The organism is Ruegeria sp. HKCCE3926 (assembly GCF_017872515.1).
Taxonomy (GTDB): Bacteria; Pseudomonadota; Alphaproteobacteria; order Rhodobacterales; family Rhodobacteraceae; genus Ruegeria.
Genome location: NZ_JAEDOU010000001.1, coordinates 1,165,613 through 1,192,373 on the forward strand (window position 1 = coordinate 1,165,613; position 26,761 = coordinate 1,192,373).

Annotated in this window: 28 protein-coding genes; 13 read left to right on the top strand and 15 right to left on the bottom strand. The window is 58.6% G+C overall.

Features of this window, described 5'->3' with window-relative positions:
* Positions 1-104: 104 nt before the first annotated feature.
* From I9184_RS05935 to I9184_RS05945, 3 genes are all read right to left on the bottom strand, one after another.
* Positions 105-1,106, bottom strand: a complete 1,002-nt coding sequence (locus I9184_RS05935) for a DctP family TRAP transporter solute-binding subunit (RefSeq protein WP_171632783.1) — start codon at positions 1,104-1,106, stop codon at positions 105-107.
* Positions 1,107-1,468: 362 nt separating this feature from the next.
* Entirely contained in the window at positions 1,469-2,698 is a 1,230-nt protein-coding gene (locus I9184_RS05940; protein WP_171723357.1) for a sigma-54 dependent transcriptional regulator, read from the bottom strand.
* Complete coding sequence (locus I9184_RS05945; RefSeq protein ID WP_209833257.1) at positions 2,695-4,476, bottom strand: ATP-binding protein; 1,782 nt, start codon at positions 4,474-4,476, stop codon at positions 2,695-2,697. The genes I9184_RS05940 and I9184_RS05945 overlap by 4 nt, the downstream gene beginning before the upstream one ends.
* Between I9184_RS05945 and I9184_RS05950 the strand changes: the two genes are divergently transcribed.
* Entirely contained in the window at positions 4,475-5,656 is a 1,182-nt protein-coding gene (locus tag I9184_RS05950; protein WP_209833259.1) for a cytochrome P450, read from the top strand. The two genes, I9184_RS05945 and I9184_RS05950, sit on opposite strands and share 2 nt — an antisense overlap.
* 128 nt (positions 5,657-5,784) lie before the next feature.
* On the opposite strand, the gene I9184_RS05955 is transcribed toward I9184_RS05950, so the two are convergent.
* Positions 5,785-6,267, bottom strand: coding sequence for an Lrp/AsnC family transcriptional regulator (locus I9184_RS05955; protein ID WP_117869097.1), 483 nt, complete (start codon positions 6,265-6,267; stop codon positions 5,785-5,787).
* 144 nt (positions 6,268-6,411) lie between these two features.
* Here I9184_RS05955 and cobA point away from each other — a divergent pair, with 144 nt between their 5' ends.
* From cobA to infC, 7 genes are all read left to right on the top strand, one after another.
* Positions 6,412-7,188, top strand: coding sequence for a uroporphyrinogen-III C-methyltransferase (gene cobA / locus I9184_RS05960; protein ID WP_209833260.1), 777 nt, complete (start codon positions 6,412-6,414; stop codon positions 7,186-7,188).
* Positions 7,188-7,502, top strand: a complete 315-nt coding sequence (locus I9184_RS05965; RefSeq protein ID WP_171328572.1) for a DUF2849 domain-containing protein — start codon at positions 7,188-7,190, stop codon at positions 7,500-7,502. The genes cobA and I9184_RS05965 overlap by 1 nt, the downstream gene beginning before the upstream one ends.
* Positions 7,503-7,567: 65 nt before the next feature.
* On the top strand, positions 7,568-9,232 hold the full coding sequence (locus I9184_RS05970; protein WP_209833262.1) for a nitrite/sulfite reductase: 1,665 nt from the start codon (positions 7,568-7,570) through the stop codon (positions 9,230-9,232).
* Positions 9,222-9,983, top strand: coding sequence for a phosphoadenylyl-sulfate reductase (locus I9184_RS05975; RefSeq protein WP_209833264.1), 762 nt, complete (start codon positions 9,222-9,224; stop codon positions 9,981-9,983). Before I9184_RS05970 ends, I9184_RS05975 begins: the two co-directional genes overlap by 11 nt.
* Positions 9,980-10,387, top strand: coding sequence for a DUF934 domain-containing protein (locus I9184_RS05980; RefSeq protein ID WP_171116164.1), 408 nt, complete (start codon positions 9,980-9,982; stop codon positions 10,385-10,387). Before I9184_RS05975 ends, I9184_RS05980 begins: the two co-directional genes overlap by 4 nt.
* A 109-nt stretch (positions 10,388-10,496) precedes the next feature.
* Positions 10,497-11,330 carry a ferredoxin--NADP reductase gene (locus I9184_RS05985; RefSeq protein WP_152457833.1) on the top strand — a complete coding sequence of 278 codons (834 nt, stop codon included), beginning with the start codon at positions 10,497-10,499 and terminating at the stop codon, positions 11,328-11,330.
* 158 nt (positions 11,331-11,488) lie between these two features.
* Positions 11,489-12,037 carry a translation initiation factor IF-3 gene (gene infC, locus I9184_RS05990; protein WP_171633836.1) on the top strand — a complete coding sequence of 183 codons (549 nt, stop codon included), beginning with the start codon at positions 11,489-11,491 and terminating at the stop codon, positions 12,035-12,037.
* A 57-nt stretch (positions 12,038-12,094) separates the two neighbouring features.
* Here the strand turns inward: infC and I9184_RS05995 are convergent, their stop codons facing one another.
* From I9184_RS05995 to I9184_RS06005, 3 genes are read right to left on the bottom strand one after another with little or no spacing between them, the layout of a single operon-like run.
* Positions 12,095-12,508, bottom strand: a complete 414-nt coding sequence (locus I9184_RS05995; RefSeq protein WP_171723362.1) for a hypothetical protein — start codon at positions 12,506-12,508, stop codon at positions 12,095-12,097.
* A gap of 54 nt (positions 12,509-12,562) precedes the next feature.
* Positions 12,563-13,879, bottom strand: coding sequence for an aspartate aminotransferase family protein (locus tag I9184_RS06000; protein WP_209833265.1), 1,317 nt, complete (start codon positions 13,877-13,879; stop codon positions 12,563-12,565).
* Positions 13,876-14,649, bottom strand: coding sequence for a 3-keto-5-aminohexanoate cleavage protein (locus I9184_RS06005; protein WP_171723364.1), 774 nt, complete (start codon positions 14,647-14,649; stop codon positions 13,876-13,878). Before I9184_RS06005 ends, I9184_RS06000 begins: the two co-directional genes overlap by 4 nt.
* An 88-nt stretch (positions 14,650-14,737) precedes the next feature.
* Here I9184_RS06005 and I9184_RS06010 point away from each other — a divergent pair, with 88 nt between their 5' ends.
* Positions 14,738-15,637 carry a MurR/RpiR family transcriptional regulator gene (locus I9184_RS06010; RefSeq protein ID WP_209833266.1) on the top strand — a complete coding sequence of 300 codons (900 nt, stop codon included), beginning with the start codon at positions 14,738-14,740 and terminating at the stop codon, positions 15,635-15,637.
* 65 nt (positions 15,638-15,702) lie between these two features.
* On the opposite strand, the gene I9184_RS06015 is transcribed toward I9184_RS06010, so the two are convergent.
* Together I9184_RS06015 and I9184_RS06020 are read right to left on the bottom strand one after the other, a co-directional pair.
* Positions 15,703-16,704: a molybdopterin-binding protein gene (locus I9184_RS06015; protein ID WP_209833267.1), complete on the bottom strand. Its 1,002-nt coding sequence runs from the start codon at positions 16,702-16,704 to the stop codon at positions 15,703-15,705.
* Positions 16,701-17,669 (bottom strand): XdhC family protein, encoded by a 969-nt coding sequence (locus I9184_RS06020; RefSeq protein WP_171723367.1) that lies wholly within the window; start codon positions 17,667-17,669, stop codon positions 16,701-16,703. Before I9184_RS06020 ends, I9184_RS06015 begins: the two co-directional genes overlap by 4 nt.
* A 228-nt stretch (positions 17,670-17,897) precedes the next feature.
* On the opposite strand from I9184_RS06020, the gene I9184_RS06025 reads away from it, so the two are divergent.
* Entirely contained in the window at positions 17,898-18,398 is a 501-nt protein-coding gene (locus I9184_RS06025; RefSeq protein WP_171632817.1) for a hypothetical protein, read from the top strand.
* Positions 18,399-18,402: 4 nt separating this feature from the next.
* On the opposite strand, the gene I9184_RS06030 is transcribed toward I9184_RS06025, so the two are convergent.
* Both I9184_RS06030 and I9184_RS06035 read right to left on the bottom strand, forming a co-directional pair.
* On the bottom strand, positions 18,403-19,662 hold the full coding sequence (locus I9184_RS06030) for a VWA domain-containing protein (RefSeq protein ID WP_209833268.1): 1,260 nt from the start codon (positions 19,660-19,662) through the stop codon (positions 18,403-18,405).
* 6 nt (positions 19,663-19,668) lie between these two features.
* On the bottom strand, positions 19,669-20,577 hold the full coding sequence (locus tag I9184_RS06035) for a MoxR family ATPase (RefSeq protein ID WP_171632821.1): 909 nt from the start codon (positions 20,575-20,577) through the stop codon (positions 19,669-19,671).
* A 162-nt stretch (positions 20,578-20,739) separates the two neighbouring features.
* Between I9184_RS06035 and pyrC the strand changes: the two genes are divergently transcribed.
* Positions 20,740-21,777: a dihydroorotase gene (gene pyrC / locus I9184_RS06040; protein WP_209833269.1), complete on the top strand. Its 1,038-nt coding sequence runs from the start codon at positions 20,740-20,742 to the stop codon at positions 21,775-21,777.
* On the opposite strand, the gene I9184_RS06045 is transcribed toward pyrC, so the two are convergent.
* Together I9184_RS06045 and I9184_RS06050 are read right to left on the bottom strand one after the other, a co-directional pair.
* Entirely contained in the window at positions 21,774-23,066 is a 1,293-nt protein-coding gene (locus tag I9184_RS06045) for an MmgE/PrpD family protein (protein WP_209833270.1), read from the bottom strand. The two genes, pyrC and I9184_RS06045, sit on opposite strands and share 4 nt — an antisense overlap.
* Positions 23,067-23,103: 37 nt before the next feature.
* Entirely contained in the window at positions 23,104-23,550 is a 447-nt protein-coding gene (locus I9184_RS06050) for a type II toxin-antitoxin system RatA family toxin (RefSeq protein ID WP_209833720.1), read from the bottom strand.
* Between the two features lie 72 nt (positions 23,551-23,622).
* Here I9184_RS06050 and hpt point away from each other — a divergent pair, with 72 nt between their 5' ends.
* Positions 23,623-24,165 carry a hypoxanthine phosphoribosyltransferase gene (gene hpt / locus I9184_RS06055; protein WP_209833271.1) on the top strand — a complete coding sequence of 181 codons (543 nt, stop codon included), beginning with the start codon at positions 23,623-23,625 and terminating at the stop codon, positions 24,163-24,165.
* A 120-nt stretch (positions 24,166-24,285) separates the two neighbouring features.
* Positions 24,286-24,642 (top strand): hypothetical protein, encoded by a 357-nt coding sequence (locus I9184_RS06060; RefSeq protein WP_171632832.1) that lies wholly within the window; start codon positions 24,286-24,288, stop codon positions 24,640-24,642.
* 11 nt (positions 24,643-24,653) lie between these two features.
* Here the strand turns inward: I9184_RS06060 and I9184_RS06065 are convergent, their stop codons facing one another.
* Both I9184_RS06065 and lipA read right to left on the bottom strand, forming a co-directional pair.
* Complete coding sequence (locus I9184_RS06065; protein WP_209833272.1) at positions 24,654-25,805, bottom strand: amidohydrolase; 1,152 nt, start codon at positions 25,803-25,805, stop codon at positions 24,654-24,656.
* The gene (gene lipA, locus I9184_RS06070) at positions 25,802-26,752 is read right to left on the bottom strand and encodes a lipoyl synthase (RefSeq protein WP_152457817.1); all 951 of its coding nucleotides are present in this window, start codon (positions 26,750-26,752) and stop codon (positions 25,802-25,804) included. The genes I9184_RS06065 and lipA overlap by 4 nt, the downstream gene beginning before the upstream one ends.
* Positions 26,753-26,761: the final 9 nt, after the last annotated feature.

Genomic DNA, 26,761 nt, shown 5'->3' on the forward strand with positions numbered 1-26,761 from the left:
CCCGCATTTTTTGTGATGAGAGAGTGTTGGGCGGGCTTGTTCAGCCCGCCCGGCCAGCGCGTCGAATACTCCCCAGTCCCCGGACGCGCGGCCTTTGGCCAGATTCAGAAGCCGGCGTTGATGGCCTGAGCCGCGTCGATCTTGTCCTGACCCACGTCACCTGCGAACTGGTCCCAAACGGGTTTCATCGCATCAACCCAGGCCTGACGCTGTTCCGGGGTCAACTCGCGGATGACTCCGCCTGCTTCAACGATCGAAGCTTTGGCTGCTTCGTTCACGGCAAAGGCTTCTTTGTTCCTTGTTTCCGTGACTTCAGCCAGAATGGTCAGGAACTGATCACGCACGTCCGGATCCAGGCTGTCCAGCCAGTCCACAGAGGTCACGACCAGATAGTCGATGATGCCATGGTTCGTCTCGGTGATGCCGTCCTGCACTTCGAAGAACTTCTTGCCATAGATGTTCGACCAGGTGTTTTCCTGACCATCCACAACCCCCTGTTGCAGCGCGCCGTAAACTTCCGAGAACGCCATTTTCTGCGGGCTGCCACCAATAGCCTCCATCTGTGCCACCAGAACGTCCGAAGACTGCACGCGGAACTTCAGACCGTTTGCATCCGACGGATCGACCAGCGGCTTGTTGGCCGACATCTGCTTCATGCCGTTGTGCCAGAAGGCCAGCCCCTGAAGGCCACGGCGCTGCATGCTGTCCTTCATCGCCTGACCATCAGCCGAAGCCTGGAATGCATCCACAGCGTCGATGTTCTTGAACATGAACGGCAGGTCAAACAGGCGGAACTGCTTGGTGAACTTCTCGAACTTCGACAGTGACGGCGCGGCAAGCTGAACGTCGCCCTGCAACATCGCCTCCAGCACCTTGTCGTCGTTGTACAGTGTCGAGTTCGGATAGACCTCCACGCACATCACGCCGTTCATCTCATCATTGACGCGCTGTTCCAGCAGCGATGCGGCGATGCCCTTGGGGTGTTTGTCAGTGTTGGTCACATGCGCGAACTTGACGACGATTTCACCATCGTCACAGGCTGCCATCCCTGCGGTGGCTGTGACTGTCAGCGCCAGAGCGGTTGCTGCCGTTGTCAGGAATTTCATCTGTCTTTTCCTCCCAGACTTCCTTGAAATTGTCCTTCGACACCAATTCGGTATCAGATGCAGCGAAGTGAAACGAATCGGCACGATCCACTCAACGATTTGTTTTCTGTCCCTCGATTTTCTATTTAGTGATTTTCTTTCAGAAGGTTATAAAGCGCTTTGCAATGGATATTGGACCCATTCGAAACCCCGAGTGCGAGATTCCGCACAGCAATCTTCCAGTTTGTGCGAAAATCCGCACACGCCGCGAATCAAAACCCCCGAATCAACTGACGCGAAACCGCAGCCCGCGACAGCGGGCTGCCCGGCCCAACAGCTTTAGACGCATGTTAATGCGGAAAAAGGTGGCGGGAGCCCAGCCGTTACCGTCGGTAATCCTCGGCCCGAATCTGGTACCGTGCCAGCTTGTCGTAAAATGTCTTGCGCGGCAGTTTCAATGCCTTCGCCGCATCTGATGCCTTGCCGTTGTGACGACCCAGCGCCGCGATGAGCAGCGACCGCTCCACCCGCGCCATCTGTTCGCTAAGGCCCAGGTCTGTTGCCTGCGCGACTTCTTCCGGCATTCCCAGCACGAAGCGCATCGCGGCTGACATCAGGGATCGCGCATTCCCCGGCCAGTCGCTGGCCATAAGCGACGCCAGATGCTCGGACGAGATTTCCGGCGCCACGATCCCCGCCTGTTCCGCGGCCTGTGCAACGTAATGGCGGAAGATCACCGGAATGTCGTCGGGACGTTCTGCCAGCGATGGAATACGAACCCGCATGACATCCAGCCTGTAAAACAGGTCTGCATTGAACCGGCCTTCAGAACTCAGCGCCGACAGATCAGCGGTCGTTCCCGCAATGATACGCCCGCCCGGTCCATGCTCGATGATCTCCAACGCCGCAAATTGCGTGGCATGGGGCATGGCCGAGACTTCGTCCAGAAACAATGACCCACCTGCCGCATCTTCACAGCTCTTGGCCAAGTCGTCGGGGCTGAGGCTGGAGGCCGTGCGTTTGACAAATGGTCCCTGCCCTGCTGGCGACATCAGATGCACGACCTCGGCGACCTTCGAGATGCCGCTGCCCGGCGGTCCCGTCACAAGAACCTCGGCGCCTGTTGGCGCAACGGTCCGAACCCGTTCGCGCAGGGCCTCGGCCTGCGGCGACAGTCCGAACAGCAAACGCGCGGCGGGGTCTCCTCGTTCCAGCTCGGATTTTGCCGCTCTTTGCTCCAATATCTGCGAACGGGCTGCAAACGCGCGTTCAAGCACCTCGAGAAGGTCGGACGCGGCGCACGGCTTTTCCAGAAAATCGAACGCACCCTTTCCCATGGCATCGACGGCCATGGGAATATCGCCCTCACCCGTCAGAAGAACCACGGGAAGATCCGGATCGACCTCTCGGGCATAAGACAAAAGATGGAACCCGTCCCGCCCCGGCATGCGGATATCCGAGATGATGACACCGGGAAACTCGCGGCTGATGTGATCCTTGGCCGCCACAAACGATCCGGCGGTCGTTGGCTGATAGTCCGCCAATTCCAGAGTTTGAGACAAGGCCTCGCGTACGGCGGCATCATCATCGACCAACAAAACCCTGCGCATCACGCGGCCTCTTCCTTGTCGCAGGGTTCCAGTTCGACGGTAAACATGGCCCCATCCGCCTTGTTCGCGCCCCTTATGTCCCCACCAAAGCTTTGAACCAGCCCGTAGGAAATGGAAAGCCCCAGCCCCAAACCTTCTGACGATCCAACGCTTTTCGTGGAATAGAAGGGCTCGAACATCCGGTCGGGGTCTTCAATGCCCGGGCCAGTATCCTGCAAGGAAACGCTCAATCGTGCACCTTTTCGCAGCGTTATCGTTATAATCCGTTTTGGTCGTCCCAGCATTGCATCCGCCGCATTGTTGATCAGATTCACGAACACCTGCACCAAACGTACTTCACCCCCCCAAACATACACAGCCCCATTCGGGGGGTTCCAGTTCAGGGTTACATTGTCGTCTCGCAGGCGGGCCTCGGTCAGTTCAACAGCAGTGTTGAGAACCTGAATCAGGTCAACCCGTCCCATCGGTTCGCTTTCGTTGCGGGCAAAGGCGCGAAGGTTCTTGATGATCCGCGCCATCCGCGCCGCCATTTCCGAGATCCGGCCCAGATTCTCGGCAGCCATTTCAGGTTTTCCCCGCGTCATGAACGCTGAACCGTTATCCGCAAATTGCCGTATGGCCATAAGCGGCTGGTTCAGTTCATGGCTGATGCCCGCCGACATTTGCCCCAAAGCGCTGAGCTTTCCGGCCTGCACCAGGTCTGCCTGGGCCCGCCGCAGCGCCGCCTCGGCTTCTTCCCGTTCCGCCACTTCCTTGCGCAAACTGGCATTTGCCACTGTCAGGTCATGGGTGCGTTTGGCCACACGGCTTTCCAGAACGGCATTCGCTTCGGCCAACGCCCGCCGCCGCTCCATGGCAAGAAAGAGCATGGCCCCAAAGGCCAGACAGATCGCTGCGACGGCCGCCGCCTGAAGCCTGGCAAGCTGAAGGGCCGGCGCCACGTCCACCAGCACCTCGGCAGTCATGTCGATCACCGGCAAATCAAGGGTCAGATGCAGCGCATCGCGCGGCAGGTAACGCCCCCAGTTCAAGTGCCACAACTCGTGCCTGCCGACCTGTTTCGAAGAAAAATCAACGGTCGCACCATCTGGCGGCGTCAATCCCGCCTCACCGTCCGCCCGGCGCCAGAACAGCAGGTCGGATCTGTTGGAAATGAAAACGACACCATCGGAATCGACAAAGAAAACCGCCTCGGTACTGCCGCGCCACGTTTGTTCAACGTCCTGAACATCAGCAACGACCATCAACGCGCCTTCAATCTGGCCAGACGGGCCAAAAGTGGGGGCGGCATAGGAATAGATCCGGTCTTCGCCCGACGGTACAACCTCATGCGCACTGCCCAAGGCGCCCTGCATCGCACGGCGGAAAGCCGGATGATGGGCCATGTTGCGCTGGGACACAGGCTGCGCCGATACCAGCACCTGCCCGTTCGTATCCAGATACATCATGTTTACGGCGGCCGTTTTGTCAGCGACGTCCAGCAGCGTTGCCCGGGCTTGGCGAATACCGGCCTGCGTATCCAGTTCATGCAAAACGGGATGAGTTGCCATCAGCACGGCAAGTTCCTGATACACTTGCATCTGCGTGCTCAGCCGGTCAGCCGCCAACTCAAGATCTGCCTCTGCCTTCTCGCTCAGCTGAGACAGGGCCTGTCGATAGCCATAAGACCAGACAAACCCCGACAATAACCCAACGGCGAGCAAAAAAACGGAAATGAACCAAACCCTGTGCATAGACAGGGTCTTGCATTCAATGGGCCGCATGGCAAGTGTGCGGCTCATGAAGTCTTTTTCGCAATCACCGACAGACCCGGGTTTCGTCCAAAACCCCTACCCGTTCTACGACAAGGCGCGAGGCTCGGGCGATCTGTTCTATTGGCAGGACTATGGTTTGGTCGCCGCGGTTTCATACCGCGCGGTTCGCGCCCTGTTTCGGGACCGCAGGTTTGGCCGCGAGGTACCGCCCGAACTGGCAGAGCAAGGTCCCGCCCATCTGGCGCCCTGGCTGGCCATCGAGGCCCATTCACTGCTTGAGGCAGAACCACCAAGGCACACACGCCTTCGGTCATTGGTGATGCGCGCCTTCACGTCACGGGCGATTTCTGCGCTGCAACCTTCCATCGAAGATCTGTGCCACAGCCTGATCAAAGACTTCCCCGGGAACACGTTCGACCTGTTAGAAACCTATTGCACTCAGGTTCCGGTGGTCACGATCTGCCGGCTTCTGGGCGTCCCCGAAGCCATGGCGCCCGATCTGTTACAATGGTCTCACGATATGGTTGCCATGTATCAGGCCAATTGCACGCAGGACACCGAAGACACGGCCGCCAAATCATCTAAGGAATTCACCGAATTCCTGAAGGAATACATAGAGCTGCGGCGCAATGATCCACGCGACGATCTGATAACCCGGTTGATAAGCGCCGAGGAAGAAGGCCAGAAACTGTCACTGGACGAGCTGGTTGCTACCTGCATCCTGCTGCTCAACGCAGGCCATGAGGCTACCGTGCACTCACTGGGGAACGGGGTGAAAACCCTGTTGCAGACCCGCACCGCCCCTGACGCCCTGGCACCGGATGGACTCGACGGAACCATCGAAGAAATCCTGCGCTATGACCCGCCTCTGCACATGTTCACACGTTACGCGTATGAGGACGTGGATCTGTTCGGCCATTCATTCAAACGTGGCGATCAAGTGGCACTGTTGCTTGGCGCGGCCAACCGCGACCCCGCTGTCTGGGCTGAACCGAACACGTTTCAGCCGAACCGTCCGATTGAAGTCAACACAAGCTTTGGGGGCGGAATTCATTTTTGTGTCGGGGCACCTCTGGCGCGTCTGGAAATGCGCATTGCTTTGCCGATCCTGTTCGAAAGCTGTCCAAACCTGCAACTGGCTGCGCCGCCGCTTTATTCGGACAGCTATCACTTTCACGGGCTGAATCAGCTGCTGGTCAGACCTTAGCCATCACCTTCCGCATACCTACACGATCCCTCTGGCGATTTTGCTTCCGGCCGGATGAAAACACCCATCAGCTCATCTGGCTTAAAGCCCATTGAAAGACACGGGCAGAGGAGCCGCGGTCGAGTGTTCTAAGCCCCCTCTGCCAACGCATTCAGCGGCAGCATCGTTGTGGACTTGATCTCTTCCATGGACAACAACGCCGTGACGTTGTGCACGCGCACTTCCGAGATGAGCGACTGATAGAACTGATCATAGGCACGCGCGTTTTTAACCCGGACTTTCAGGATATAGTCGATATCACCCGCCAACCGGTGCGCCTCTTGCACTTCGGGGTGATCCTTCAATGCTTTCAGGAATTTACGTTGCCAGTCCGCCTCATGTTCCGAGGTGCGGATCAAAACAAAAAAGGTGGCTTCGAACCCAAGTGCCTCGGCATCCAGCAGCACCGTTTGCTGACCGATGATTCCCGCCCCCTTGAGCTTCCGAATGCGATTCCAAACAGGCGTCTTTGAACTGCCGACCCGAGCCGCAATTTCGTCCAATGATTGGCCCGCGTCCCGTTGCAGCTCGGCCAGAATTTTTCGATCCGTGTCATCTATCCGCACCGACATTCCAATTTTCCTTCTGTTTCGACACCTATGTTCCGGTTTTTCTGAAAATCGGAACATTTGTCCTTATTTTAGCGGTGATATGGCGCTTTGGTGGGAATATTTCCTATATTGAGGGTCAAGTCAAACAATGTCCGAGACGATCCGATGCAGGGTTTTCACACAACCAGTCCCAAAGGTCATGTCGACTTTGTCGGCGCCGGACCCGGTGACCCCGAATTGCTGACGCTCAAGGCGTTGGCCGCATTCGGGCGCGCGGATGTGGTGCTGCATGATCGCTTGATCAGTAAGTCTGTGCTGGACATTGCCGCCCAGAACGCCGCTTTGGTCGATGTCGGCAAGGCCGGGTTCGGCCCCTCGTGGAAGCAAAGCGATATCGACGCGCTTCTGGTTGAACACGCCCTGAATGGCAACCGTGTGGTGCGCCTGAAATCGGGGGATCCCACGGTCTTTGGTCGTCTGGACGAAGAAATCGAGGCCCTCGATGCGGCCGGTATTTCCTGGCAGATCATTCCCGGCATCACGGCGGCCTCTGCCGCAGTGGCAAGCATCGGTCAAAGCCTGACTCGCCGCGGACGCAACTCATCGGTGCGTTTTTTGACCGGGCACGACATGCAGGGTTTTGCGGATCACGATTGGAACGCTTTGGCCAAGCCGGGTTCCGTGGCGGCAATCTACATGGGCAAGAAGTCCGCTCGGTTCATTCAGGGTCGCCTGATCATGCACGGCGCCGATCGCGCCACGCCCATTACCCTGGTCGAAAATGCCTCGCGTCCCGACCAACGGATTTTGGCCACCACTTTGGACCAGTTGCCCACCGATCTGGCCGCCGCCGAAATGGATGGACCGGCCCTGACCTTCTATGGCCTTGCCCCGCGCGAAGCGGCGCAGGCTGTAACCGAATTCAACAAGGAGCTTGCCTGATGGCCCGCGCTTTTACCCCCAAAGTCGTCACTGCAAATGACTTGCTCGAAGGTGACGTGATTTATCTGACCGAAGATGACCGCTGGTCCCGTGACCTGAGCGAGGCAGAACTGATCACCGACGAGGCGCATGCGCAGGTTCGCCTGCTGGATGCCGCGCGTCAGGCAAACAAAATTGTGGGCGCCTATCTGGCCGATGCCGTTGCTGGCGAAAACGGCCCCGAGCCCACCCATTTCCGGGAAGACTTCCGCCGCACTGGTCCGTCCAACTATGCCCACGGCAAACAGGAAGCTTCCCCGCAGCCCCGGGCCTGACCTCTGGCCCTTTTCTCTCCCCTTCAAGGCCCCAGGTTCGGGGCTGCAACCAAGGACAGCTAGACATGTATCGCTACTCCGAGTTTGACAAAGATTTTCTGGCAGAGCGTAACGCGCAGTTCCGCGCTCAGGTCGAGCGCCGCATCGACGGTTCGCTGACCGAAGATGAATTCAAGCCGCTGCGCCTGATGAACGGCCTGTATCTGCAACTGCATGCCTACATGCTGCGGGTCGCTATTCCCTACGGCACGCTGAACAGCGCACAAATGCGCCAATTGGCCCTGCTGGCTGAAAAGTGGGACAAGGGGTATGGCCATTTCACCACCCGTCAGAACATCCAGTACAACTGGCCGAAACTGAAAGATGTGCCAGACATGCTGGACGCGCTGGCCGAGGTGGGCATGCACGCCATCCAGACCTCGGGCAACACCATCCGCAACGTGACGGCCGACCATTTCGCCGGTGCCGCCGCGGATGAGGTCGCCGACCCGCGCCCCTATGCCGAACTGCTGCGCCAGTGGTCGACCGACCACCCGGAATTCCAGTTCATGCCGCGCAAGTTTAAGATCGCCATCACCGGTTCGGAAAACGACCGCGCCGTGATCAAAGCGCATGACATCGGCCTGCAACTGGTCGAACGTGACGGCGTTCTGGGTGCGCGCGTCATCGTCGGTGGCGGCCTGGGCCGTACGCCCATGATCGGCAAGGAACTGTCCGAATTCGTCGCATTCGATGATCTGCTGGCCTATCTGGAAGCCACCGTGTCGGTCTGGAACCAGATCGGTCGCCGCGACAACAAGTACAAGGCGCGCATCAAGATCACCGTGCATGAACACGGCATCGACGCCATCCGCGCCAAGGTGAATGAACGTTTCTTGCAGGTTCGCCCACAGTTCAAGGGCGCCGACATGGCGCTGCTGGATGAGATCAAAGGCCATTTTGCGCCTCCGGGCTTCCGCGAAGGTTCGGTTGCGTCGTTTGAAAGCGCCTATTCCAACGATCCGGTTTTCCGGTCGTGGGTCGATACCAACATCGCGCCCCACAAGAACGCGGACCACGCGATCGTTACGATCTCGATCAAGAAACACGGCCAGACGCCGGGTGATGCGACCGCCGAGCAGATGCGCGTGATGGCCGATCTGGCCGAAGAATTCGCCTATGATGAGCTGCGTATCAGCCACGAGCAGAACGTGATCCTGCCGCATGTCCACAAATCGGACTTGCCCGCGATCCACGCAAAGCTGAAGGAACACGAACTGGCCACCGCCAATATCGGGCTGATCAGCGATATCATCGCCTGCCCCGGCATGGATTACTGCGCGCTGGCGACGGCGCGCTCGATCCCGGTTGCTCAGGAAATTGCGACCCGCTTTGAAGATTTGAAGCTGGAGCATGACATTGGGCACCTGAAGATCAAGATCTCGGGCTGCATCAACGCCTGCGGCCACCACCATGTGGGCCATATCGGCATCCTGGGCCTGGATCGTGCAGGCGTCGAAAACTACCAGATCACACTGGGTGGCGACGCCACCGAGACGGCCGCGATCGGCGACCGCACCGGTCCGGGTTTTGCCTATGACGAGATCGTACCGGCCGTGGAACGCATCGTCGACACCTACCTGGATCTGCGCGAGAATGCTGAAGAAACCTTTCTGATGACTTATCGCCGCGTCGGCATGGAGCCGTTCAAGGCCGCCCTCTACCCCGAGGCTCGGGCGAATGCCGCTTGATCTGATTCAAACGGAACTGGGCAAAGACCGCAGCGACCTGACCGAGAAGGTCAGCGCATTGAATGCCCGGTTCCGTCACCACAGCGCCCATGACGTGATGCATGGCGCCCTTGAAGAGATCGATGCGCTTGCTCTGGTCTCAAGCTTTGGCGCGGAATCGGTGGTGCTGCTGCACATGGCTGCGGTGATCGATAAGATGACGCCGGTGTTGTTCGTGGATACCCAATTGCTGTTCACCGAAACGCTGGAGTACCAGCAGGAAGTCAGCGAGCGCCTGGGGCTCAGGAACATCCGGATCATCCGGGCGGATGACGAAGAACTGCAACGCGAAGACCCCTGTGGCGCGCTGCGCCTGCGGGATACGGATGCGTGCTGCAACCTGCGCAAGACCTTTCCCTTGCAGCAAGCCCTGACCGGGTATTGCGGTTGGATTACCGGCAGGAAACGGTTTCAGTCCGGCACGCGCGCCGCGCTCGAGTTTTTCGAGGTCGAAGACGGCACGGGCCGGATCAAGGTCAATCCGCTGGCCCATTGGGCGCCGGACGATGTGCGCGCCTATATGGAAGAAAACAACCTGCCCCGGCATCCGCTGGTGGCTAAGGGATACCCTTCGATCGGCTGTGCGCCCTGCACTTCGCCGGTGAAGGAAGGCGAAGACCCCCGCGCCGGCCGCTGGCGCGATCAGAATAAGGAAGAATGCGGCATTCATTTTGTCGATGGCAAGATGGTGCGCATCGGAGAAAAAACATGAACGTAATCGTAACAGATGAGGGCTTTTCGCCCGATGACTGGACCGACGGCTTTGTCACTCTGGATGATGCCGCGAATGACGTGGTTGCGCTGGACGTCAGCTCGGACACGGACCCGGATGAGCTTTTTGACCGTTTAGGCAGTGCCAAGCTGGTCCGGGTGGATTTTCCATCCTTTGCCGACGGTCGCGGCTTTACCATCGCCCGCACCCTGCGCCTTAAGGGCTATACAGGACGTTTGCGCGCCAAGGGTCATGTTCTGGCAGACCAGTACGCCATGGCGCGTCGCTGCGGCTTTGACGAAGTTGAGATTGACGGAGACCTGGCAGATCGCCAGCCCGAAGATCAGTGGCTTTCCCGGGCCAACTGGAAAGAGAACAACTATCAGGCGCGTTTGCGCGGTTAAAAGCCGCCCATCGCCGGCTTGAAACACAAAGGGGGCAATCTGTCCCCTTTTCCTGACTTGGATCAAAGATTAAACGGAGATGTCGGTTTAGCAGACCGGCAGGTAAACGATGACAGAGATGAAGCCCGTGAGCGAAGCAACTGCCGTGAAGGCCCCGGTCCTGCCGGACGCGCAAACTGTAACCGAGGTCAAGCATTGGACCGACAGCCTGTTCTCTTTCAAGGTGACGCGCCCCGCCACGCTGCGTTTCCGCTCGGGCGAGTTCGTGATGATCGGTCTGCTGGGCGACAATGGCAAGCCATTGCTGCGCGCCTATTCAATCGCTTCGCCGTCGTGGGACGATGAGCTGGAGTTCTATTCGATCAAGGTTCAGAACGGCCCGTTGACGTCGAAGCTTCAGCACATCAAGCCCGGCGACCAGATCATCCTGCGCCCCAAGCCGGTTGGCACGTTGGTGCATGACGCCCTTCTGCCCGGCAAGCGTTTGTGGTTTTTTGCCACCGGCACCGGTTTTGCCCCGTTTGCTTCGTTGTTGCGTGAACCGCAAACATATGAAGATTATGACGAGGTGATCATCACCCATACCTGCCGCGAAGTGGCCGAACTGGAATATGGCCGTCAATTGATCGACAGCATCCGTCAGGATGAAATGCTGGCCGAACTTATTGGCGAAGGCTTTGCTGACAAGATCCGCTATTACCCGACAACCACGCGCGAAGAGAGCCCCAAGATGGGTCGGATTACCGACCTGCTGAAGGATGGCACCGTGTTCAGCGATCTGGGCATTGAAGGCGGAATCAAACCCGAAACCGATCGCGCCATGGTCTGCGGGTCGCTGGCTTTCAACCTGGACATCAAGGAAATCCTTGAAGGTTTTGGTCTGCGCGAAGGCGCGAATTCCGAACCCAAAGAGTTTGTGATCGAAAAAGCCTTTGTCGGCTAAAGGCACCTTGCGTTCGGAGCTTTGCAGCCCCGAACGCAAAATTCAGCGGACAAAACACTGTTTTTTCGCAACTGCCGGTGTTTATGCCGCTTGAAGTGTGGCCCGGCCCGGTTTAAATTCCGGGCTCGAAATTCTGCAATTATCAAAGGAATGAACCCATAGCTCGCAGACCTCACAACGCGCCGCCACAACGAGACACCGGCCCGCGCGTCAATGATAAGATCCGTGCCCCCGAAATTCGCCTGATTGGCGCCGAAGGTGAAAATGTCGGGGTGGTTCATCCCGCCAAAGCCATGCAGATGGCCGCTGAGGCCGGTCTTGATCTGGTCGAAATTTCGCCCAATGCGAACCCACCGGTCTGCAAGATCATGGATTTCGGCAAATTCAAATATGAAACGCAAAAACGCGAAGCCGAAGCCCGCAAGAAGCAAAAGATCATCGAGGTAAAAGAGGTCAAATTCCGACCCAACACCGACACGCATGACTATGACGTCAAAATGAAGAACGTCTTCAAGTTTCTGGAAAAAGGCGACAAGGTCAAAGTTACCCTGCGTTTTCGCGGTCGCGAAATGGCACACCAGAACCTTGGCCGCGAATTGCTGCAGCGTGTCGCCGAGGACGTCAAGGACTTGGGCAAGATCGAAAACATGCCCAAGATGGAAGGCCGTCAGATGATCATGATGATCGGCCCGCTGCCGCAGAAATAATCCGGTCCAAAGATCGAAACGGTCCAAGCCCCTTCTCTTTTGAAGGGGCTTTTTCGTTCAGGGCGATCGCCTGCTGCGCAGCCAACGGGCCGCGTCCCGGAAATCGAACACCAGCGAGGTGATATCGACGATCAGAAGCACCCGGAGAAAGCAAACAAAGGCTGGGCTCAGGGGGTCTTCGGAAAACAGCAGAAGCGTCACGATGATGACCAACGGCACCCAGCACAGAATGTGTGGCAACGCCATCGCGCCGCTCATCCCGCGTGCACCCAACATGATCGGCACGTTCAGCGCCATGCCCGAAATTGCAAGCAATGCAATCAGGTGCCCCTTTGGCTGATCCAGAAATGCCAGCGGAAGCAGGTTTACCGGTACCAAAATGAACGCTACCCAGACCTGAACCCACACAGGGAGCGTTCGGAAACTGCGCCAGATATCCAGCACCATGGACGTCGCCTTTTCCAGATCCATTGCCCACGACACATAGCAAACGTGTCGCAGGCAAACAGGGTGCTCACGGTATTGTCAGAGAACGGCTGAAAAAGAGCGTTCCAGTTTGCTGACAAGTTCGCCTATCTGGGCCTCTTCTATGATGAAAGGCGGCGCGAGAAGTATATGGTCTCCGTTCCGGCCATCCCGGGTGCCCGCCATGGGATAACAGATCAGGCCTTCGGCCAGCGCCGCCTTCTTTATCTTTCCGGCAATGCCCAACGATGGATCAAAGGGGGTCTTCGTCTCGCGATCCGCTACCAATTCCACACCCCGGAACAGGCCCCGGCCACGCAAATCGCCCACGTTCGGGTGCTGTCCAAACGCGGCTTCCAGTGCGGAATGCACTTTGCTGCCCATACGTCCGGCGCGCGCCGGTAAATCACCCTCTGTCAGTTCACGGACCACCGCAAGAGCCGCAGCCGTGGCGACGGGATGGCCGATATAGGTATGCCCATGTTGGAAAAACCCTGACCCATCGCGAATTGCGCCATAGATTTTACCGGTGCACAGCATCGCCCCGATTGGTTGATATCCTGCGCCCAACCCTTTGGCGATGCACAGAATATCCGGTGCAGCACCGTCGTGATCGCAGGCGAACAGATGACCGGTGCGCCCCATGCCGCACATCACCTCATCCAGAATCAGCAACACGCCATATTGGTCGCAGATTTCCCGGATGCGTTTGAAATACCCCTCAACCGCCGGAACCGCGCCAAGTGTAGCACCAACAACCGGCTCGGCCATGAAGGCCATAACCGTTTCGGGACCAAGGCGCAGAATTTCCGCCTCCAGCTCATTGGCGACGCGCTGACCATAGTCAAAGCTGCTCTCACCCTCGGGCTTTTCGGCATATTCATAGCAGGCCGAGATATGGGTCATTTCGATCAGCATCGGCGCGAATTGGGCCCGTCTCCAGGCATTTCCCCCGGCAGACAAGGCCCCCAGAGTGTTGCCATGATAGCTTTGCTTGCGCGCGATCACGTGGCGGCGCTCGGGCTGCCCTATTTCCAGAAAATACTGGCGCGCCAATTTGATGGCCGCTTCGGTCGCCTCGGACCCACCCGATACGAAATACACCCGGTCCAGATCCCCCGGCGCGTGCTGGATCAGAAGATCGGCCAATGCCTCGGCCGGTTCCGAAGTCATGAACCCGGTATGGGCGAATGCGATCTGTTCCACCTGCTGTTGCACGGCCCGGATCACTGCCGCGTTGGAATGCCCCAGACAGGACACGGCCGCATCGCCGCAATCCAGATATCGCTTGCCGTCGGCATCAATTAGGTATGCGCCGTCGCCACCCGCCGCGACGGGAAGTTCAGATTTGGTGTGGCGTGGGAAAACATGACTCATGTTCCGGTCCTTCCAAGTGTTTCTACCAAAGCCGCGACCGAGGCCGCGTTGTCCGTCCAGAGCGTGCCATCCGGTGCCGTCAGGCTGTTTTCGAATCCAACACGCAAGTCACCGCCGCGCCGCGCGGTTTCGACAAGACAATCATGTTCCTGCGTCCCAAAGGCGCACACCATCCATTTGGCCGGGCTGGATGGAAACGCATCCAGATCCGCTGGCACGGATTGCTGATTCTGACTGTAGCGACCCAACACAAGCAATCGGTCTGTTTGGTCCGGCTGGACGATACCTTTTGACTGCCAGTCTTCCAGCAGCTTCACATCTTCCAAGTCGTAGAGAATATGCTGAACCCGCGTGCCCTGAGCCGCACATAGCGCATAGACCCGAGGCGCAAGATCAAGGGCCCGCGCGATTTCCCGGACTGAGATCGAGGCCCATTCAGGCTGAACCAGTTGCAGGCATTCAAACTGCGACTGGACATCGAACACGCCTGCTGCCTCGGTGGTGATCTGAACATCCATGCCCGGCACTTCCCTTTTCAGTTCCGCGATTGTTTCGCGATACAATCCGGCATCCAGCGTGTGATGTCCGTCGGCATCCCGTACATGCAGGTGGATGCCATTTGCACCAGCCTCGTGGCAGCCCCGCGCCGTTGCGACGATCTGATCCGTCGTGACTGGCAAAGCCGGGTGATCCGCGCGGCCCCGCCGGGCCCCGTTCGGAGCAACCAGTATATATGGTTTCCCGGTGGTTTTCACTGTGCTCTTGGTCATTGCGCCCTCGTGATCGTCTGTCCTCAGCTAATGAGCCCAAGCTTCGTTTTCAATTTACCAACTAGAAAACATATGTTTTGTTTTCCGCATGACCCGCACTCTAACTGCCATCGTTACGCAATTGCGCCGCGAGATCGATGAAATGCCTGCGCAAATGCAGGTCGCTGTAAAGTATATCATCGATCATCCCGGCGAATTCGCGTTGAATTCGATCCGCACCACCACCGATCGCATCGGCATCAGCTCGAACGTTCTGATCCGGCTGGCGCAACGCATGGGGTATGACAGCTTTGACGCTTTTCGGCGCCCATTTCGAAACGCTCTGACAACCGATGGTGAGGACAGGTTTGGGCAGGATTGGCTGGAACACCTAAAGGAACAAGGGCAGTTTGGTGCGGCGCAGGCACGATTTGCGCAGAACGAAATAAATGTCGTGGCCAGATCGCTGCGCCTCATGGCCCCCCATTTGACGGAACAGGCCGTCGCACACATCAGGTCGGCGCGCCGCTGCTATGTGACGGCCACACGATCCAGCCATGCGCTGGCCTATTATTTTCACTACGCCGCACGCATGGCCCATCCCGGGCTTCAGCTGGTGCCCCGCCACATGGGTTCGGCCATCGACGATCTGGTCGAAGCCACCGCCGAGGATTGTCTGTTTGCAATCACGGTTCACCCCTATTCAGCCGACACGATTCAGGCGATGCGGTGTGCTCGGGACCGGTCGATGCGCATCGTCCTGTTGTCGGATAGCGAGGTCATCGCCCCGGGGGTTGAACCGGATGTCGTCCTGCCTGTCAGCACGCGAACCTTGCACCCGTTTTCGAGTTTTTCGGGGGCAATGGCTGTACTTGAATGCCTGCTGGGCCATTTGTTTGCCGCCGGCGGAGAGACCGCCAGAGAAAGAGTGGATGCCTATCAGAAAGCGCGGGAAGATACCGGTGCGTATTGGCGACCCGGCGTATTGCCAAAGCTCAGAAAACCATAAGCCGGTTCGGTCAAAGCCTCTGGGGTCAACCTCAGAATTCAGCCCCGCTCAGGATCAGTGGCGGATCATTCTTTTCGTTTGGCGCGCGGCTGCGGTCTGGTCGGGATTTCCTTCAGCAATCCTCCGACACCCATTCCGGCAATATCCGATCCGGTCGTTTCGATCCCGCAGGCAACCCGTGACAGAACCCAATCCGCCCCGTTCAACGCTGGAGATCGTGCACATCCGGGCAACCCGATCACCGGTCGATCCTGCATCGCACCCAGAAACAGCAGGTTTCCCGGATCAACCGGCATTCCGAACCGATCCACCCGCCCGCCGGCAAGCCGAACAGCAGACGGGGCAACATCGTCCGGATCCGAAGTCGCGGATCCGGTCAGGATCAAGAGCAGATCACCGGTCGTTCTGGAAACCGCCTTGGCCAGCGCATCCACGCGATGCGGCACGATCTGAACATCACACAAATCCAGACCCAGGGCTTCGGTCCGTCCGCGAATGGCGGCGATCCCCTTGTCGTTGGGCGGGCCGCCGGGGATATCCGTGACGATCAAACCTGCCGTCTTGTGAACGGGTCTTGCCAGACGCACGGCCCCTTGCGCCAAATTGGCGGCCCGCCGAACATCAGCCTCTGGCACGGCATATGAGATAACCTTGATGGTGGCGACCATGCCCTTCGGGCCCATCTGCTGGTATTGCGGAACCGTCGCAACCGTGATCATCGGGTTGACCTGATTGAACATTTCCAGCGCATCCACATCCAGAACCGCCACGCCCGGCCCGTCCGCCAACAGGTTGACCCGGCCGGTGAACGCGTCTGTCACGCGCAGATTGGCCGACGCCGCATCTGGCGCAAGAGCTGCGGCCAAACGACGTGCGGCCTCGTCTTCGTGACAATCGCCGGGTTCGAGGCGCGCAACGATCACTTCGCGGATGTCCGCCTGCGTCAACTGCGCCACATGCTCTGCGCGCAGTGACAGCCCCTTGCGCAGCTTTTGACCGTCAGCCGTCACCGAATGGGCCAGAATGGCGCCTTTTGCTTCAGAGACGGGTACCGGACCAAACCTCATGCCTTGCCTCGCAGAACGGCCGTCATCTGCGCCAGAATTGCAATGGCAATCTCGGATGGGCCGGCAGCCCCGATATCCAACCCGATTGGCCCATGAATCCTCGAGATTTGCTCATCACTGAAACCGGCCGCTTTCATACGCTCGACGCGTTTGGCGTGGGTACGTGTCGATCCCAAGGCACCAATGTAAAACACGCCCGCATCCAGTGCGGCTTGCAATGCCGGATCATCCAGCTTTGGATCATGCGTCAGCAGGACAATTGCGGTGCGCGCATCCAACCCGAGTATTGCAACGGCCTCATCCGGCCAATCCGTAAGGATCGTTTCGCCCGGAAAACGGGCGCTGGATGCAAACGCGTCGCGCGGGTCTATTATGGCCGGATCATACCCGGCAATTCGCGCCATCGGCACCAATGCCTGTGCGATATGCACCGCACCAACAACGATCAATCGCAGCGGCGGGTTGTGAACGGCCACAAAGGTCTGACCATCTTCTTCAAAACCAGACCGATCCATGCGCAGCCGTTCCGCATAGGCGTTACGACGCAAGGCTCTGTGCCCGGTATCGATATTGACTTCGTAAGCGATGGGTTCACGCGCTGCGCGGGCTGCAACCAGTTCCGCAAGCATCGGTTCGGGCAGAACCTTTCCAACGGGTTCGACAAGAACGCGAATGGTCCCGCCACAGGCCAGCCCGACCGCAAAGGCATCTTCGTCGCTCACTCCGAATTCCAGCAAGCGGGCTTCGCCTTCGTCAATGGCCTCTAGCGCCTCGACGATCACCGCGCCTTCGACACAGCCGCCCGACACAGAACCCTCGATCCGGCCATCGCCGCCGATCACCAGCTGGGAACCCACCCGGCGTGGCGCGCTGCCCCAGGTTTCGACAACCGTGGCAAGCGCGGCGCCGCTGCCATTGCGGTGCCACTTCAATGCCGTTTCCGGGCTGTTGTCGAATCGTTCCATCAGGACCTCCAGACGTCGTCTGTCTCCAACATAGGCAGGATTGGCGGGATGAAAAGCGCAACGCCCCTGTCAAAACGTCTATGTTGAGCCCTGCAAGCCGATGCTAAAGCCTGAACAATATTCAATAAATCATAGTATTGATTGTTATGGGCCCGAGTTTTAGCTTGTGCGGGCAGCGGGCCAGTTGCCCAAGCTGCATACCAAACACATTTTTTCGGAGACAAGCAGTTGAAACATTATCTTGCACTGGGCGCAGTGGTTGGCCTTTTGGCTTCGACCGCAGCGTGGGCTGACACATTCGAACGTTATGGAGAGGTCGAGGGCTGGAAAGTCTTCATCGACAACGAAAAGAAATCCTGCCTGATCGAGGCCGTGGACGATGCGGAAAACGTCGTTCAGATGGGCCTGACCGAAGATCGCGGCGTGGGGTATGTGGGGGTATTCACCAAAGCCGATACCGACATCAAACGTGGCGAAACCCAAGAAGTGGCTATCCTGATTGGGGACAACATCTATCTGGGTGAAGCCACAGGTATGAAAGGCAACATCACCAAGGGTTATTCCGGTGGTTACATTCTGTCTGACAACCCGCAATTCGCGGATGATCTGGCCAAGAAGAAGGTCATGATCGTGTTCCCCGAGACATCCTATGCATTTACCGTCGATCTGACCGGCACCTACAAGGCCATGGAAATGGCCCGGAAGTGCAACGAAGAACAGTTGTCGTAACGGTCTAATCGGAAAGAGCGGCCATCAGCCGTGCTTTCTGCCCCTGGTCGTCGGGTTGTGAAATCACGGCGGCCAGGTCCTCGAGCGAGGCAATCGAGTGCCCTGCCCTGAAACTGTCGACATGGGGCAGCATGGCCGCCACACCCTGTGCCTTGGGGGCAAACCCGTCCCAGCGCAGCAGAGGGTTCAGCCAGATCAGGCGTTTGGAGGACAGGTGCAGCCGCTCGATCTCTTTCTCAAGGCTCTCCGGGTCACCCCGTTCCAAACCGTCGGTGATCAAAAGAACAACCGCACCTTGCCCCATGACACGTCTTGACCAGTCTCTGTTGAACTGATGCAGACAGTCGCCGATGCGTGTGCCCCCTTCCCAGTCCTGCGCCTCGGCCCCGGCAGCGGCGAGCGCTGCATCAACATCCCGATGATGCAAGTGGCGGGTTATGTTGGTCAGGCGCGTGCCGAACGTAAAGGCATGAACCTTGGCCCAACCTGCCCCCTTGGCGTTCGAGACCGTGTGCAGGAAATGCAGAATGACTCGGCTGTATTGGCTCATCGAACCCGAGATATCGCAAAGCGCAACAAGATTTGGCCATCGCGGTTTGGGTTGCAGCCGGGCGATATCACGCAATTCGCCCCCTTGCCGCATGGCTGCGCGCAAGGTGCGGGCACGGTCGATACGGTGCCCCAGATGACTGGCCTGTCCGCGGCGCGACTCAATGGGTTTGACCGGCAGGGTCATCCGCGCCAATACGCGTTTGGCTTGCGCGATTTCAGCGGTGCTCATCTGTTCGAAGTCCAGATTGCGAAGACGCTCTTCTGACGATGCCGTTTGCGTGGCGTCAATCTCGATTTCGGTTTCGCCCTCGTCTTGCGCAGCCTGCTGGGGCGCGTCACGTTCGACACCATCCAGCAGGGCCTCGGCTGCGCGCTTTTCACCGGCATCCGCCTTGCGTTCCTCTTGCACGCCCCGAATGGCAGGGAGCATCATGGCCATCATGTGTTCCATGTATCGCGGGTCGCGCCAGTACATTCGGAAGACCTGCGCAAACACCGTGCGATGTTCGGGGCGGTTCACGAAACAGGCGTGCAGCGTCCAGTAGAAATCCCGTTTCTGAGTGAAACCCGCGGCTTGTACCGCGCGAATTGCATCGATCACCCGCCCCGGACCAATCGGCAGCCCCGCCTTCCGCAACGCGCGGGCAAAATGGGTGATGTTCTGCGCCAGCTTCGGGTTGTCGGGAATCTCCAGCGGGATCTGCTCGGCCATAGCGCGTCAGGCCGGCTCAAGGGTCGCTTTGGCCTCATCCAGAATGCGCTTGGCCTCGGACCCTTGCAGCTTCTGGATGTCGTCCTGATATTTCAGGATCGCCCCCAGCGTGTCACCGATCACCTCGGGGCTAAGGTTCATCACGTCCAGCGCCAGCAGACATTTGGCCCAGTCAATGGTTTCGGCCACGCCGGGTTTCTTGAACAGATCCTCGGTGCGCAGACGCTGAACGAAGGCCACGACTTCGCGGCTGAGCGCATCGGCGGCCTCGGGCGCGCGCGCGTGCAGAATTTCGATCTCGCGTTCAAAATCGGGATAATCGACCCAGTGATACAGGCAGCGACGCTTGAGGGCATCGTGCACTTCGCGAGTCCGGTTCGACGTGACAATCACAATGGGTGGTTGGGGTGCTGCAACGGTGCCCAGTTCAGGGATCGTGACCTGAAAATCACTCAGAGCTTCCAGCAGAAAGGCTTCGAACGGTTCATCGGTCCGGTCCAGTTCGTCGATCAGAAGAACCGGTGCTCCGTTTTCGTCCGGGCGCATTGCTTGCAGCAAGGGGCGTTCGATCAGGTATTCATCCGAAAACAGTTCCGCCTGCAACGCGCCCCGGTCGGCCCCGCCCGAAGCCTCGGCCGTTCGGATCGCAACCATCTGTGCCGGAAAGTTCCATTCGTAAACGGCCGAGGATGCGTCCAGACCTTCGTAGCACTGCAACCGGATCAAACGGCGGTTCAGACCGGATGCCAGCGCCTTGGCGATTTCCGTTTTGCCAACTCCGGCCTCGCCTTCCAGAAACAACGGGCGTCCAAGCTTCAGCGACAGGAACACAACCGTGGCAAGGGCCCGTCCGCAGACATAGCCCTGACGTCCCAGCATCTGCTGCACGGTATCGATGGAATTTGGCTGCGTCATGGAATTCCTCTCTACTTCGCGGACAAACAGGTCACGCAAGCGCCATTGCGTCAAGGCCCTAGCCCCTGTCAGAGCTACGACGTTCCGGTTGGTTGACAAGTTTTTTCGGCAACTCGTTCCGGGCTGGTTGGTCTTTCGGGGCAGCTATGCTAGCGGAAGGCCATGACTGATACCCTCACGATCCGCCGCCCCGACGATTGGCATCTGCATCTGCGCGATGGCGCCATGTTGCAGGCCGTTCTGCCCGAAACTGCACGTCATTTCGCCCGTGCAATCATAATGCCGAACCTCGTGCCGCCGGTCGTGCGCGGGGATCAGGCCGCCGCTTACCGCGACAGAATCCTGGCCGCCCTGCCCGACGGCATGGTGTTCGAACCACTGATGACCCTGTACCTGACCGAGGATACAGATGCGCAGGACGTCGCCGCCGCCCATGCCAGCGGGCTGATAAAAGCGGTCAAGCTGTACCCGGCAGGGGCCACGACCAATTCGGCCTCGGGCGTGCGTGACTTTGACAAAGTGCGCCCGGTTCTGGAGAAAATGGCCGAGATCGGCCTGCCCATGTGTGTCCATGGCGAAGTGACCGACCCCGAGATCGACATCTTTGACCGCGAGGCCGTGTTCATCGACCGCGTTCTGGACCCGATCCGAAAATCGACGCCGGGTCTGCGCGTGGTGATGGAACATATCACCACGTCCAATGGCGTGGACTATGTCAAAGCCAACGAAACGGATCTGGGCGCGACGATCACCGCGCACCACCTGATCATCAACCGCAACCATATTCTGGTGGGCGGGATCAAACCGCATTACTATTGCCTTCCGGTCGCCAAGCGCGAAGAACATCGCCTGGCCCTGCTGGCTGCCGCCACCTCGGGCGACACGAGATTCTTCCTGGGCACAGACAGCGCTCCGCACACGGATGCAAACAAGGAAATGGCCTGCGGCTGCGCGGGGTGTTTCACCGCGACGAATACCATGTCTCTGGTGGCTGAGATGTTCGACCGCAAAGGTGCGCTGGACAAGCTCGAGGCGTTCGTCTCGCTCAACGGGCCGGGCTTTTACCGCCTGCCTGTGAACGAAGAGACGATTACCCTGACCAAAGGCGAGCCGGTTGCATACCCGTCAAAGATCGACACCGGCGAAGGGCCTGTCACGGTGTTCGACCCCGGTTTTCCGCTGCACTGGAGCGTGGCTTAACCCGCCATACGTTCGGCCAGATCACGGGCGCGACCACCGGTGCGCAGCATCGACCAGATCGCGTCCGCCTCATCCGATCCGATCAGCTTCGACGCTTTGACGCGCACGCGATCCTCGCGGTCAGACAGCGACATTGGGGTCATCAGGTCATGCGTCGCCTCGCGGCGGACACCGTCGCGACGCAACAAGGCCAGATGCGCCTGCGTTTCCGATAGGTTTTCATCCGCTTCGACCGTGATGCGATCTTGCAGAGACGTAATGCGCGGGTCCGCACAGATCTTGTCGGTGTAGCTGCCCGGCAAAGCCGTATCATACCCCAGCGCCTGCATCGCGATGACCGTCCGGTAAGAGAACTTGGCCCCCAGCCCGGTTGTGGGCCAAAGCTGATTGCACACACTCATCCAACGGGGATGGGTTTTGATTTTAATCTCGGCCACTTCGGGTTCCGCGATGTCCAGCGCGCGCGCCGCTTCCAACGCCGCGTGCAGGCCATGACAACAGGCGTGGAACTTGTGGCTTACCGTTTCGAACAACCATTCATCGCCCAAACCATCCAGCGCGCTTTGATCCGCTGCACCCTGATGGGTCGCGCCAAATCCATACGTGCCTTCCAGCGCGTCGGCGTTGGGTTGAAATCCACGCTGAACAAGCACAGCCGCCTCGACCCCTGCCGAAGCGGCAAGCCCGGCATTGTAAGGCTTGCCCATTGTTCCGAACTGGGCCTTCAGCCCGGCCGCGCGCGTTGCCGTCAAACCCAATACGGATCGCATCTGAACCTTGTCGAATCCAAGCAACCGCCCCACGGCAACAGCGGCCCCGAATGCACCGGATGTCGCTGTCTGGTGAAACCCGGCCTGATAATGCCCCCTGCCCAGCCACAGGCCGACACGGATTGACGTTTCCATACCGACCAGCGCGGCTTCGAGCAGATCGACCAGAATGCGGTCATCCCACTCGGCCACGGCAAGGGCCGCAGGCAGGATGGCGACTGACGGATGCCCGATATGCGCGAAATGCGTGTCATCGTAATCCAGCGCGTGGGATATGGTTCCATTCACCAAAGCTGCGCCGCGCTGTGGGGCCGCGCCCCCTCCGAACAGATGCGCCTGAGCGTTTTCGCCCTCGGCCAGGACCATATCGCGAACTATGCAGGACACCGGCTCGGACGCCCCTGCGCGACCAACTGCCATCCAATCCAGAACGGACAGCGACGTGACAATCCGCGCCTGAGCCGTCGTTGAAACCTGGCCCGCCGCGAAGGTGGCCAATGCTGCTGTGAAATCCGTCATGAGCGCAGTCTAGCGTGCGCCCTTGCCGCGTAAAGGCCTAGCCGTAGAGTTCGTTCGCACGCGCCTCGAAGGCGCGGACGATCCGCTGCATGGCTTCGTTGAACACAACGCCGATGATCCCCTGAAGGATGGCGTTCTTGAATTCGAAATCCACATGGAACGAGATGTTGCAGCCCCCATCGGGCGCGTCCTCGAACTGCCAGTCGGATTTCATGTATTTGAAAGGTCCGTCCAGATACTCGGTATCGATCTTCTTCTGATCTGCAAACAGGGTCACCCGGCTGCCGAACCGTTCGCGGAATACCTTGAACGAGATGACCAGATCGGCCTCCATCACCTCGGCCTCACCAACCGCATAGGTCTTGCGGATCCGGGCCGCGGCGCACCAGGGCAGAAACTTTGGGTAGTTGCCCACATCCGCAACAAGATCATACATCTGCTGGGCTGTGTATGGCAGGTGGCGGGTTTCCGAATGGATTGGCATGATGTCCGGTATTTGCAGGTGACAATGGCGCGTCATGTCGTATGTTGCGCGCCAAAGATCAAGGGGGCTGCGATGACTAACCGCGCATATGTGATAGATGAGATGATCTCGGCCAAGGCCATCGCGGCGCGGATTGAGGAGTTATGCCGCGAAATCACGGATGAGTTCGGCGATACCGACAAGCTTGTCGTCGTGGGATTGCTGCGCGGCAGTTTCGTCTTCATCGCCGACCTGGTGCGGGAACTGGACCTGCCGATCGAAGTGGATTTCCTTGAGGCATCCTCGTATGGCGATTCGATGGAGAGCAGCCGGGAAGTGCGCATTCTCAAAGACTTGCGCGGCGCGATCGAAGGCCGCGACGTGCTGGTGGTCGAAGATATCGTCGACACCGGGCACACGCTGAACCACGTCACCAAACTGCTGCGCAGCCGCAAGCCGAAACGGCTCAAGTCGATTGCCCTGCTCGACAAACCCAGCCGTCGCGAAGTTGATTTCCGGTCAGACTGGATAGGCTTTGAAATTCCGGATGAATTCGTCGTGGGTTACGGGATCGATTACGCTCAGCGCAACCGCAACCTGCCGTTTATCGGCAAAGTCCGGTTCACCAAGGACTAGCTGCACTTTACCCAGGCAATTTGAGTGGCTACCCAGCGCCCCAAATTCAAAAACCCGAATAATAGTAGACAAACTTATTTGCGCGCCCTTACTCTTCCTATCAGCACGGGAGGATTATGTATGAAGCGTGTAGTTGCGACAGCTGCTGTCGTTATGGCGATCGTGGCACTTGCAAGTTCGGGTGCTGCAAAAGACAACAAGGGCAAAGGGCAAGGTGCCAATAAAAGCAAGGTAGAGAAATCCATCAAGTCAAACGGCAAAGCCGTACCGCCCGGTCAAATCAAAAGATACACGCGAGGGCAGAAGCTGCCGGGTGATCTGAGTTTTGACTATATCGACGATCTCGACAAATGGAAGCTCAAGCCTTTGGGTCCCGGCCAGCGCTATATCCGGGTGGATGATGAAATACTCTCGATATCTGATGATACGAAGACAGTTATAGAAGCCGTTGGAATCGTTGGCGATCTGGTTAAATAAGTGGATCGTGACTAGCAGGTTTTGCCAAGCACGACATCAATCGCGCTCAGGAAAATCCCGGTTCCAATCGGAATAAGCGCATCCGGGAAATCGTAATCCGGGTTGTGCAGTTGTGGATGGTCCTGCCCCGCCCCCAACCAGAACATGGCCGCCTGCGCGCCTTTGCCAAATTGGCCAAAGTCTTCGGAAAAACGCTGTGGCCGATCGACCAGCCGGCACGCGACGCCCCGATCGGCACAGGCTTTGGCCAAAACCGAAACGGCTTCACGGTCATTGACGCAGGCTTCGAATACCTCGTCATAGCTGATTTCGAACGCCAGCCCCTCGGCCTTCGCCGTGTTTTTTACCAGAGTTTCCGCATCCGTCATCAGGCTTGCCATACGCGCGTCCGAAACCGTGCGTAGGGTTACCCACAATTCGGCCCACCCCGGTGCGACACCAACTGTGCGCTCGCCCAGAGTGGCATGGGTAACCGTGGTCAAAGCGTAGGTGTCATCCAAGTCGCCACCCGCCCCCAATCTGGCCAATGCCGGCATCAACGTCGACAAAGCACCTGCCGGTGACACGCCGTCCTGAGGGGCCGCTGCGTGTGAGGTTTTGCCTGTCAGAACGATTTGCATCCCGCGCGAGGCACAGTTCGCGGGACCTTCACACAGTTCCACCGCGCCCAGCTCCAGCCCCGGCAAAGTATGCAGAGACAGCACGATGTCAGGGGAAACCTCAGCGAACTGAGGATCGGCCCGATAAGCAATAGCGCCATGTCCGGTTTCCTCGGCGGGTTGGAAAATCAGAACCACGCGGCCAGATTTCGGGCGCTGTTCTTTCAACGCCTCCGCCACCCCAAGGACCATCACCATGTGGCCATCATGGCCGCACAGATGCCCTTTGCCTGCAATCTGAGACGCGTATTCCAGATCCGAGCGTTCCTGAATTGGCAGCCCATCCAGTTCGCATCGAATTCCAACCGTGGGTCCGGCAGTACCGCTTTCGTAAAAGGCCGCGACACCGTGCCCGCCTATGCCGCACAGAACTCTGTCCGCACCCGCTTGGCGCAAAAGATCCGCAACCCGCGCCGCGGTATGCTCCTCTTGCCCCGAAAGCTCTGGCTGTTGGTGAAACTCGTGGCGCAGGCGGATAAGCTGCGCGATCCGCTCGGGTGTCACGCTTGCTGTAGCTTTGCTTGCCGGGCCGCGCGAAGCCGGGCGAAATCGTCGCCCGCGTGGTACGAAGACCGGGTCAGAGGTGTCGCGGATACCATCAGGAACCCCTTGCCATAGGCCGCCTTTTCGTAAGATGCGAACTCTTCCGGGGTTACGAACCGATCTACTCCGTGATGTTTCGGAGTCGGTTGCAGGTACTGGCCGATGGTCAGGAAATCGATATCCGCCGCGCGCATGTCGTCCATGACTTGGCGCACTTGCTGTTCGTTTTCGCCCAACCCGACCATGATGCCTGATTTGGTGAAGATCGACGGATCAAGTTCTTTCACGCGCTGTAGCAGGCGCAGGGAATGAAAGTACCGCGCCCCCGGGCGCACTTCGGGGTAGAGACCCGGCACCGTTTCCAGATTGTGGTTGAACACATCCGGTTTCGCTTCGACCACGGTCTCAAGGACAGTGTTGTCGCATTTCAGGAAATCCGGTGTCAGGATCTCGATCGTGGTTTTCGGAGAACGATGACGTACCGCGCGGATTGTCTGCGCAAAGTGCTCGGCCCCGCCGTCTTGCAAGTCGTCACGGTCCACCGAGGTGATCACCACGTGGTTCAGGCCAAGTTTTTCGACCGCATGGGCCACGCGACCGGGTTCAAATGCGTCAAGATCGTCGGGGCGACCGGTTGCAATGTTGCAGAAGGTGCAGCCGCGCGTACAAATCTCGCCCATGATCATCATGGTGGCATGACCCTGGCTCCAGCATTCTCCTACGTTGGGGCACCCTGCTTCTTCGCAGACCGTCACCAGATTGTTGTCGCGCATGATCCGCCGCGTATCCGCATAGCCCTTGCCACCGGGTGCCTTGACCCTGATCCAATTTGGCTTTTTGGGCTGTGCATTGTCCGGACGATGGGCTTTTTCCGGATGGCGCTCTTCGGGGATCTTCAGATCTCGCACGGTCGTTTT

Bases quoted from the DNA above. Each gene is read 5' to 3' on its own strand.
- I9184_RS05935 (WP_171632783.1), bottom strand. From the start codon at position 1,106: ATGAAATTCCTGACAACGGCAGCAACCGCTCTGGCGCTGACAGTCACA.
- pyrC (WP_209833269.1), top strand. From the start codon at position 20,740: ATGACTGATACCCTCACGATCCGCCGCCCCGACGATTGGCATCTGCAT.
- I9184_RS05965 (WP_171328572.1), top strand. From the start codon at position 7,188: ATGGCCCGCGCTTTTACCCCCAAAGTCGTCACTGCAAATGACTTGCTC.
- I9184_RS05980 (WP_171116164.1), top strand. From the start codon at position 9,980: ATGAACGTAATCGTAACAGATGAGGGCTTTTCGCCCGATGACTGGACC.
- I9184_RS06005 (WP_171723364.1), bottom strand. From the start codon at position 14,649: ATGACCAAGAGCACAGTGAAAACCACCGGGAAACCATATATACTGGTT.
- I9184_RS06000 (WP_209833265.1), bottom strand. From the start codon at position 13,879: ATGAGTCATGTTTTCCCACGCCACACCAAATCTGAACTTCCCGTCGCG.
- I9184_RS06020 (WP_171723367.1), bottom strand. From the start codon at position 17,669: ATGGAACGATTCGACAACAGCCCGGAAACGGCATTGAAGTGGCACCGC.
- I9184_RS06015 (WP_209833267.1), bottom strand. From the start codon at position 16,704: ATGAGGTTTGGTCCGGTACCCGTCTCTGAAGCAAAAGGCGCCATTCTG.
- I9184_RS06010 (WP_209833266.1), top strand. From the start codon at position 14,738: ATGACCCGCACTCTAACTGCCATCGTTACGCAATTGCGCCGCGAGATC.
- I9184_RS06060 (WP_171632832.1), top strand. From the start codon at position 24,286: ATGAAGCGTGTAGTTGCGACAGCTGCTGTCGTTATGGCGATCGTGGCA.
- hpt (WP_209833271.1), top strand. From the start codon at position 23,623: ATGACTAACCGCGCATATGTGATAGATGAGATGATCTCGGCCAAGGCC.
- cobA (WP_209833260.1), top strand. From the start codon at position 6,412: ATGCAGGGTTTTCACACAACCAGTCCCAAAGGTCATGTCGACTTTGTC.
- I9184_RS05975 (WP_209833264.1), top strand. From the start codon at position 9,222: ATGCCGCTTGATCTGATTCAAACGGAACTGGGCAAAGACCGCAGCGAC.
- I9184_RS06035 (WP_171632821.1), bottom strand. From the start codon at position 20,577: ATGACGCAGCCAAATTCCATCGATACCGTGCAGCAGATGCTGGGACGT.
- I9184_RS05945 (WP_209833257.1), bottom strand. From the start codon at position 4,476: ATGAGCCGCACACTTGCCATGCGGCCCATTGAATGCAAGACCCTGTCT.
- I9184_RS06045 (WP_209833270.1), bottom strand. From the start codon at position 23,066: ATGACGGATTTCACAGCAGCATTGGCCACCTTCGCGGCGGGCCAGGTT.
- I9184_RS05985 (WP_152457833.1), top strand. From the start codon at position 10,497: ATGACAGAGATGAAGCCCGTGAGCGAAGCAACTGCCGTGAAGGCCCCG.
- I9184_RS06030 (WP_209833268.1), bottom strand. From the start codon at position 19,662: ATGGCCGAGCAGATCCCGCTGGAGATTCCCGACAACCCGAAGCTGGCG.
- I9184_RS05955 (WP_117869097.1), bottom strand. From the start codon at position 6,267: ATGTCGGTGCGGATAGATGACACGGATCGAAAAATTCTGGCCGAGCTG.
- I9184_RS05995 (WP_171723362.1), bottom strand. From the start codon at position 12,508: ATGGATCTGGAAAAGGCGACGTCCATGGTGCTGGATATCTGGCGCAGT.
- I9184_RS06050 (WP_209833720.1), bottom strand. From the start codon at position 23,550: ATGCCAATCCATTCGGAAACCCGCCACCTGCCATACACAGCCCAGCAG.
- I9184_RS05970 (WP_209833262.1), top strand. From the start codon at position 7,568: ATGTATCGCTACTCCGAGTTTGACAAAGATTTTCTGGCAGAGCGTAAC.
- I9184_RS05950 (WP_209833259.1), top strand. From the start codon at position 4,475: ATGAAGTCTTTTTCGCAATCACCGACAGACCCGGGTTTCGTCCAAAAC.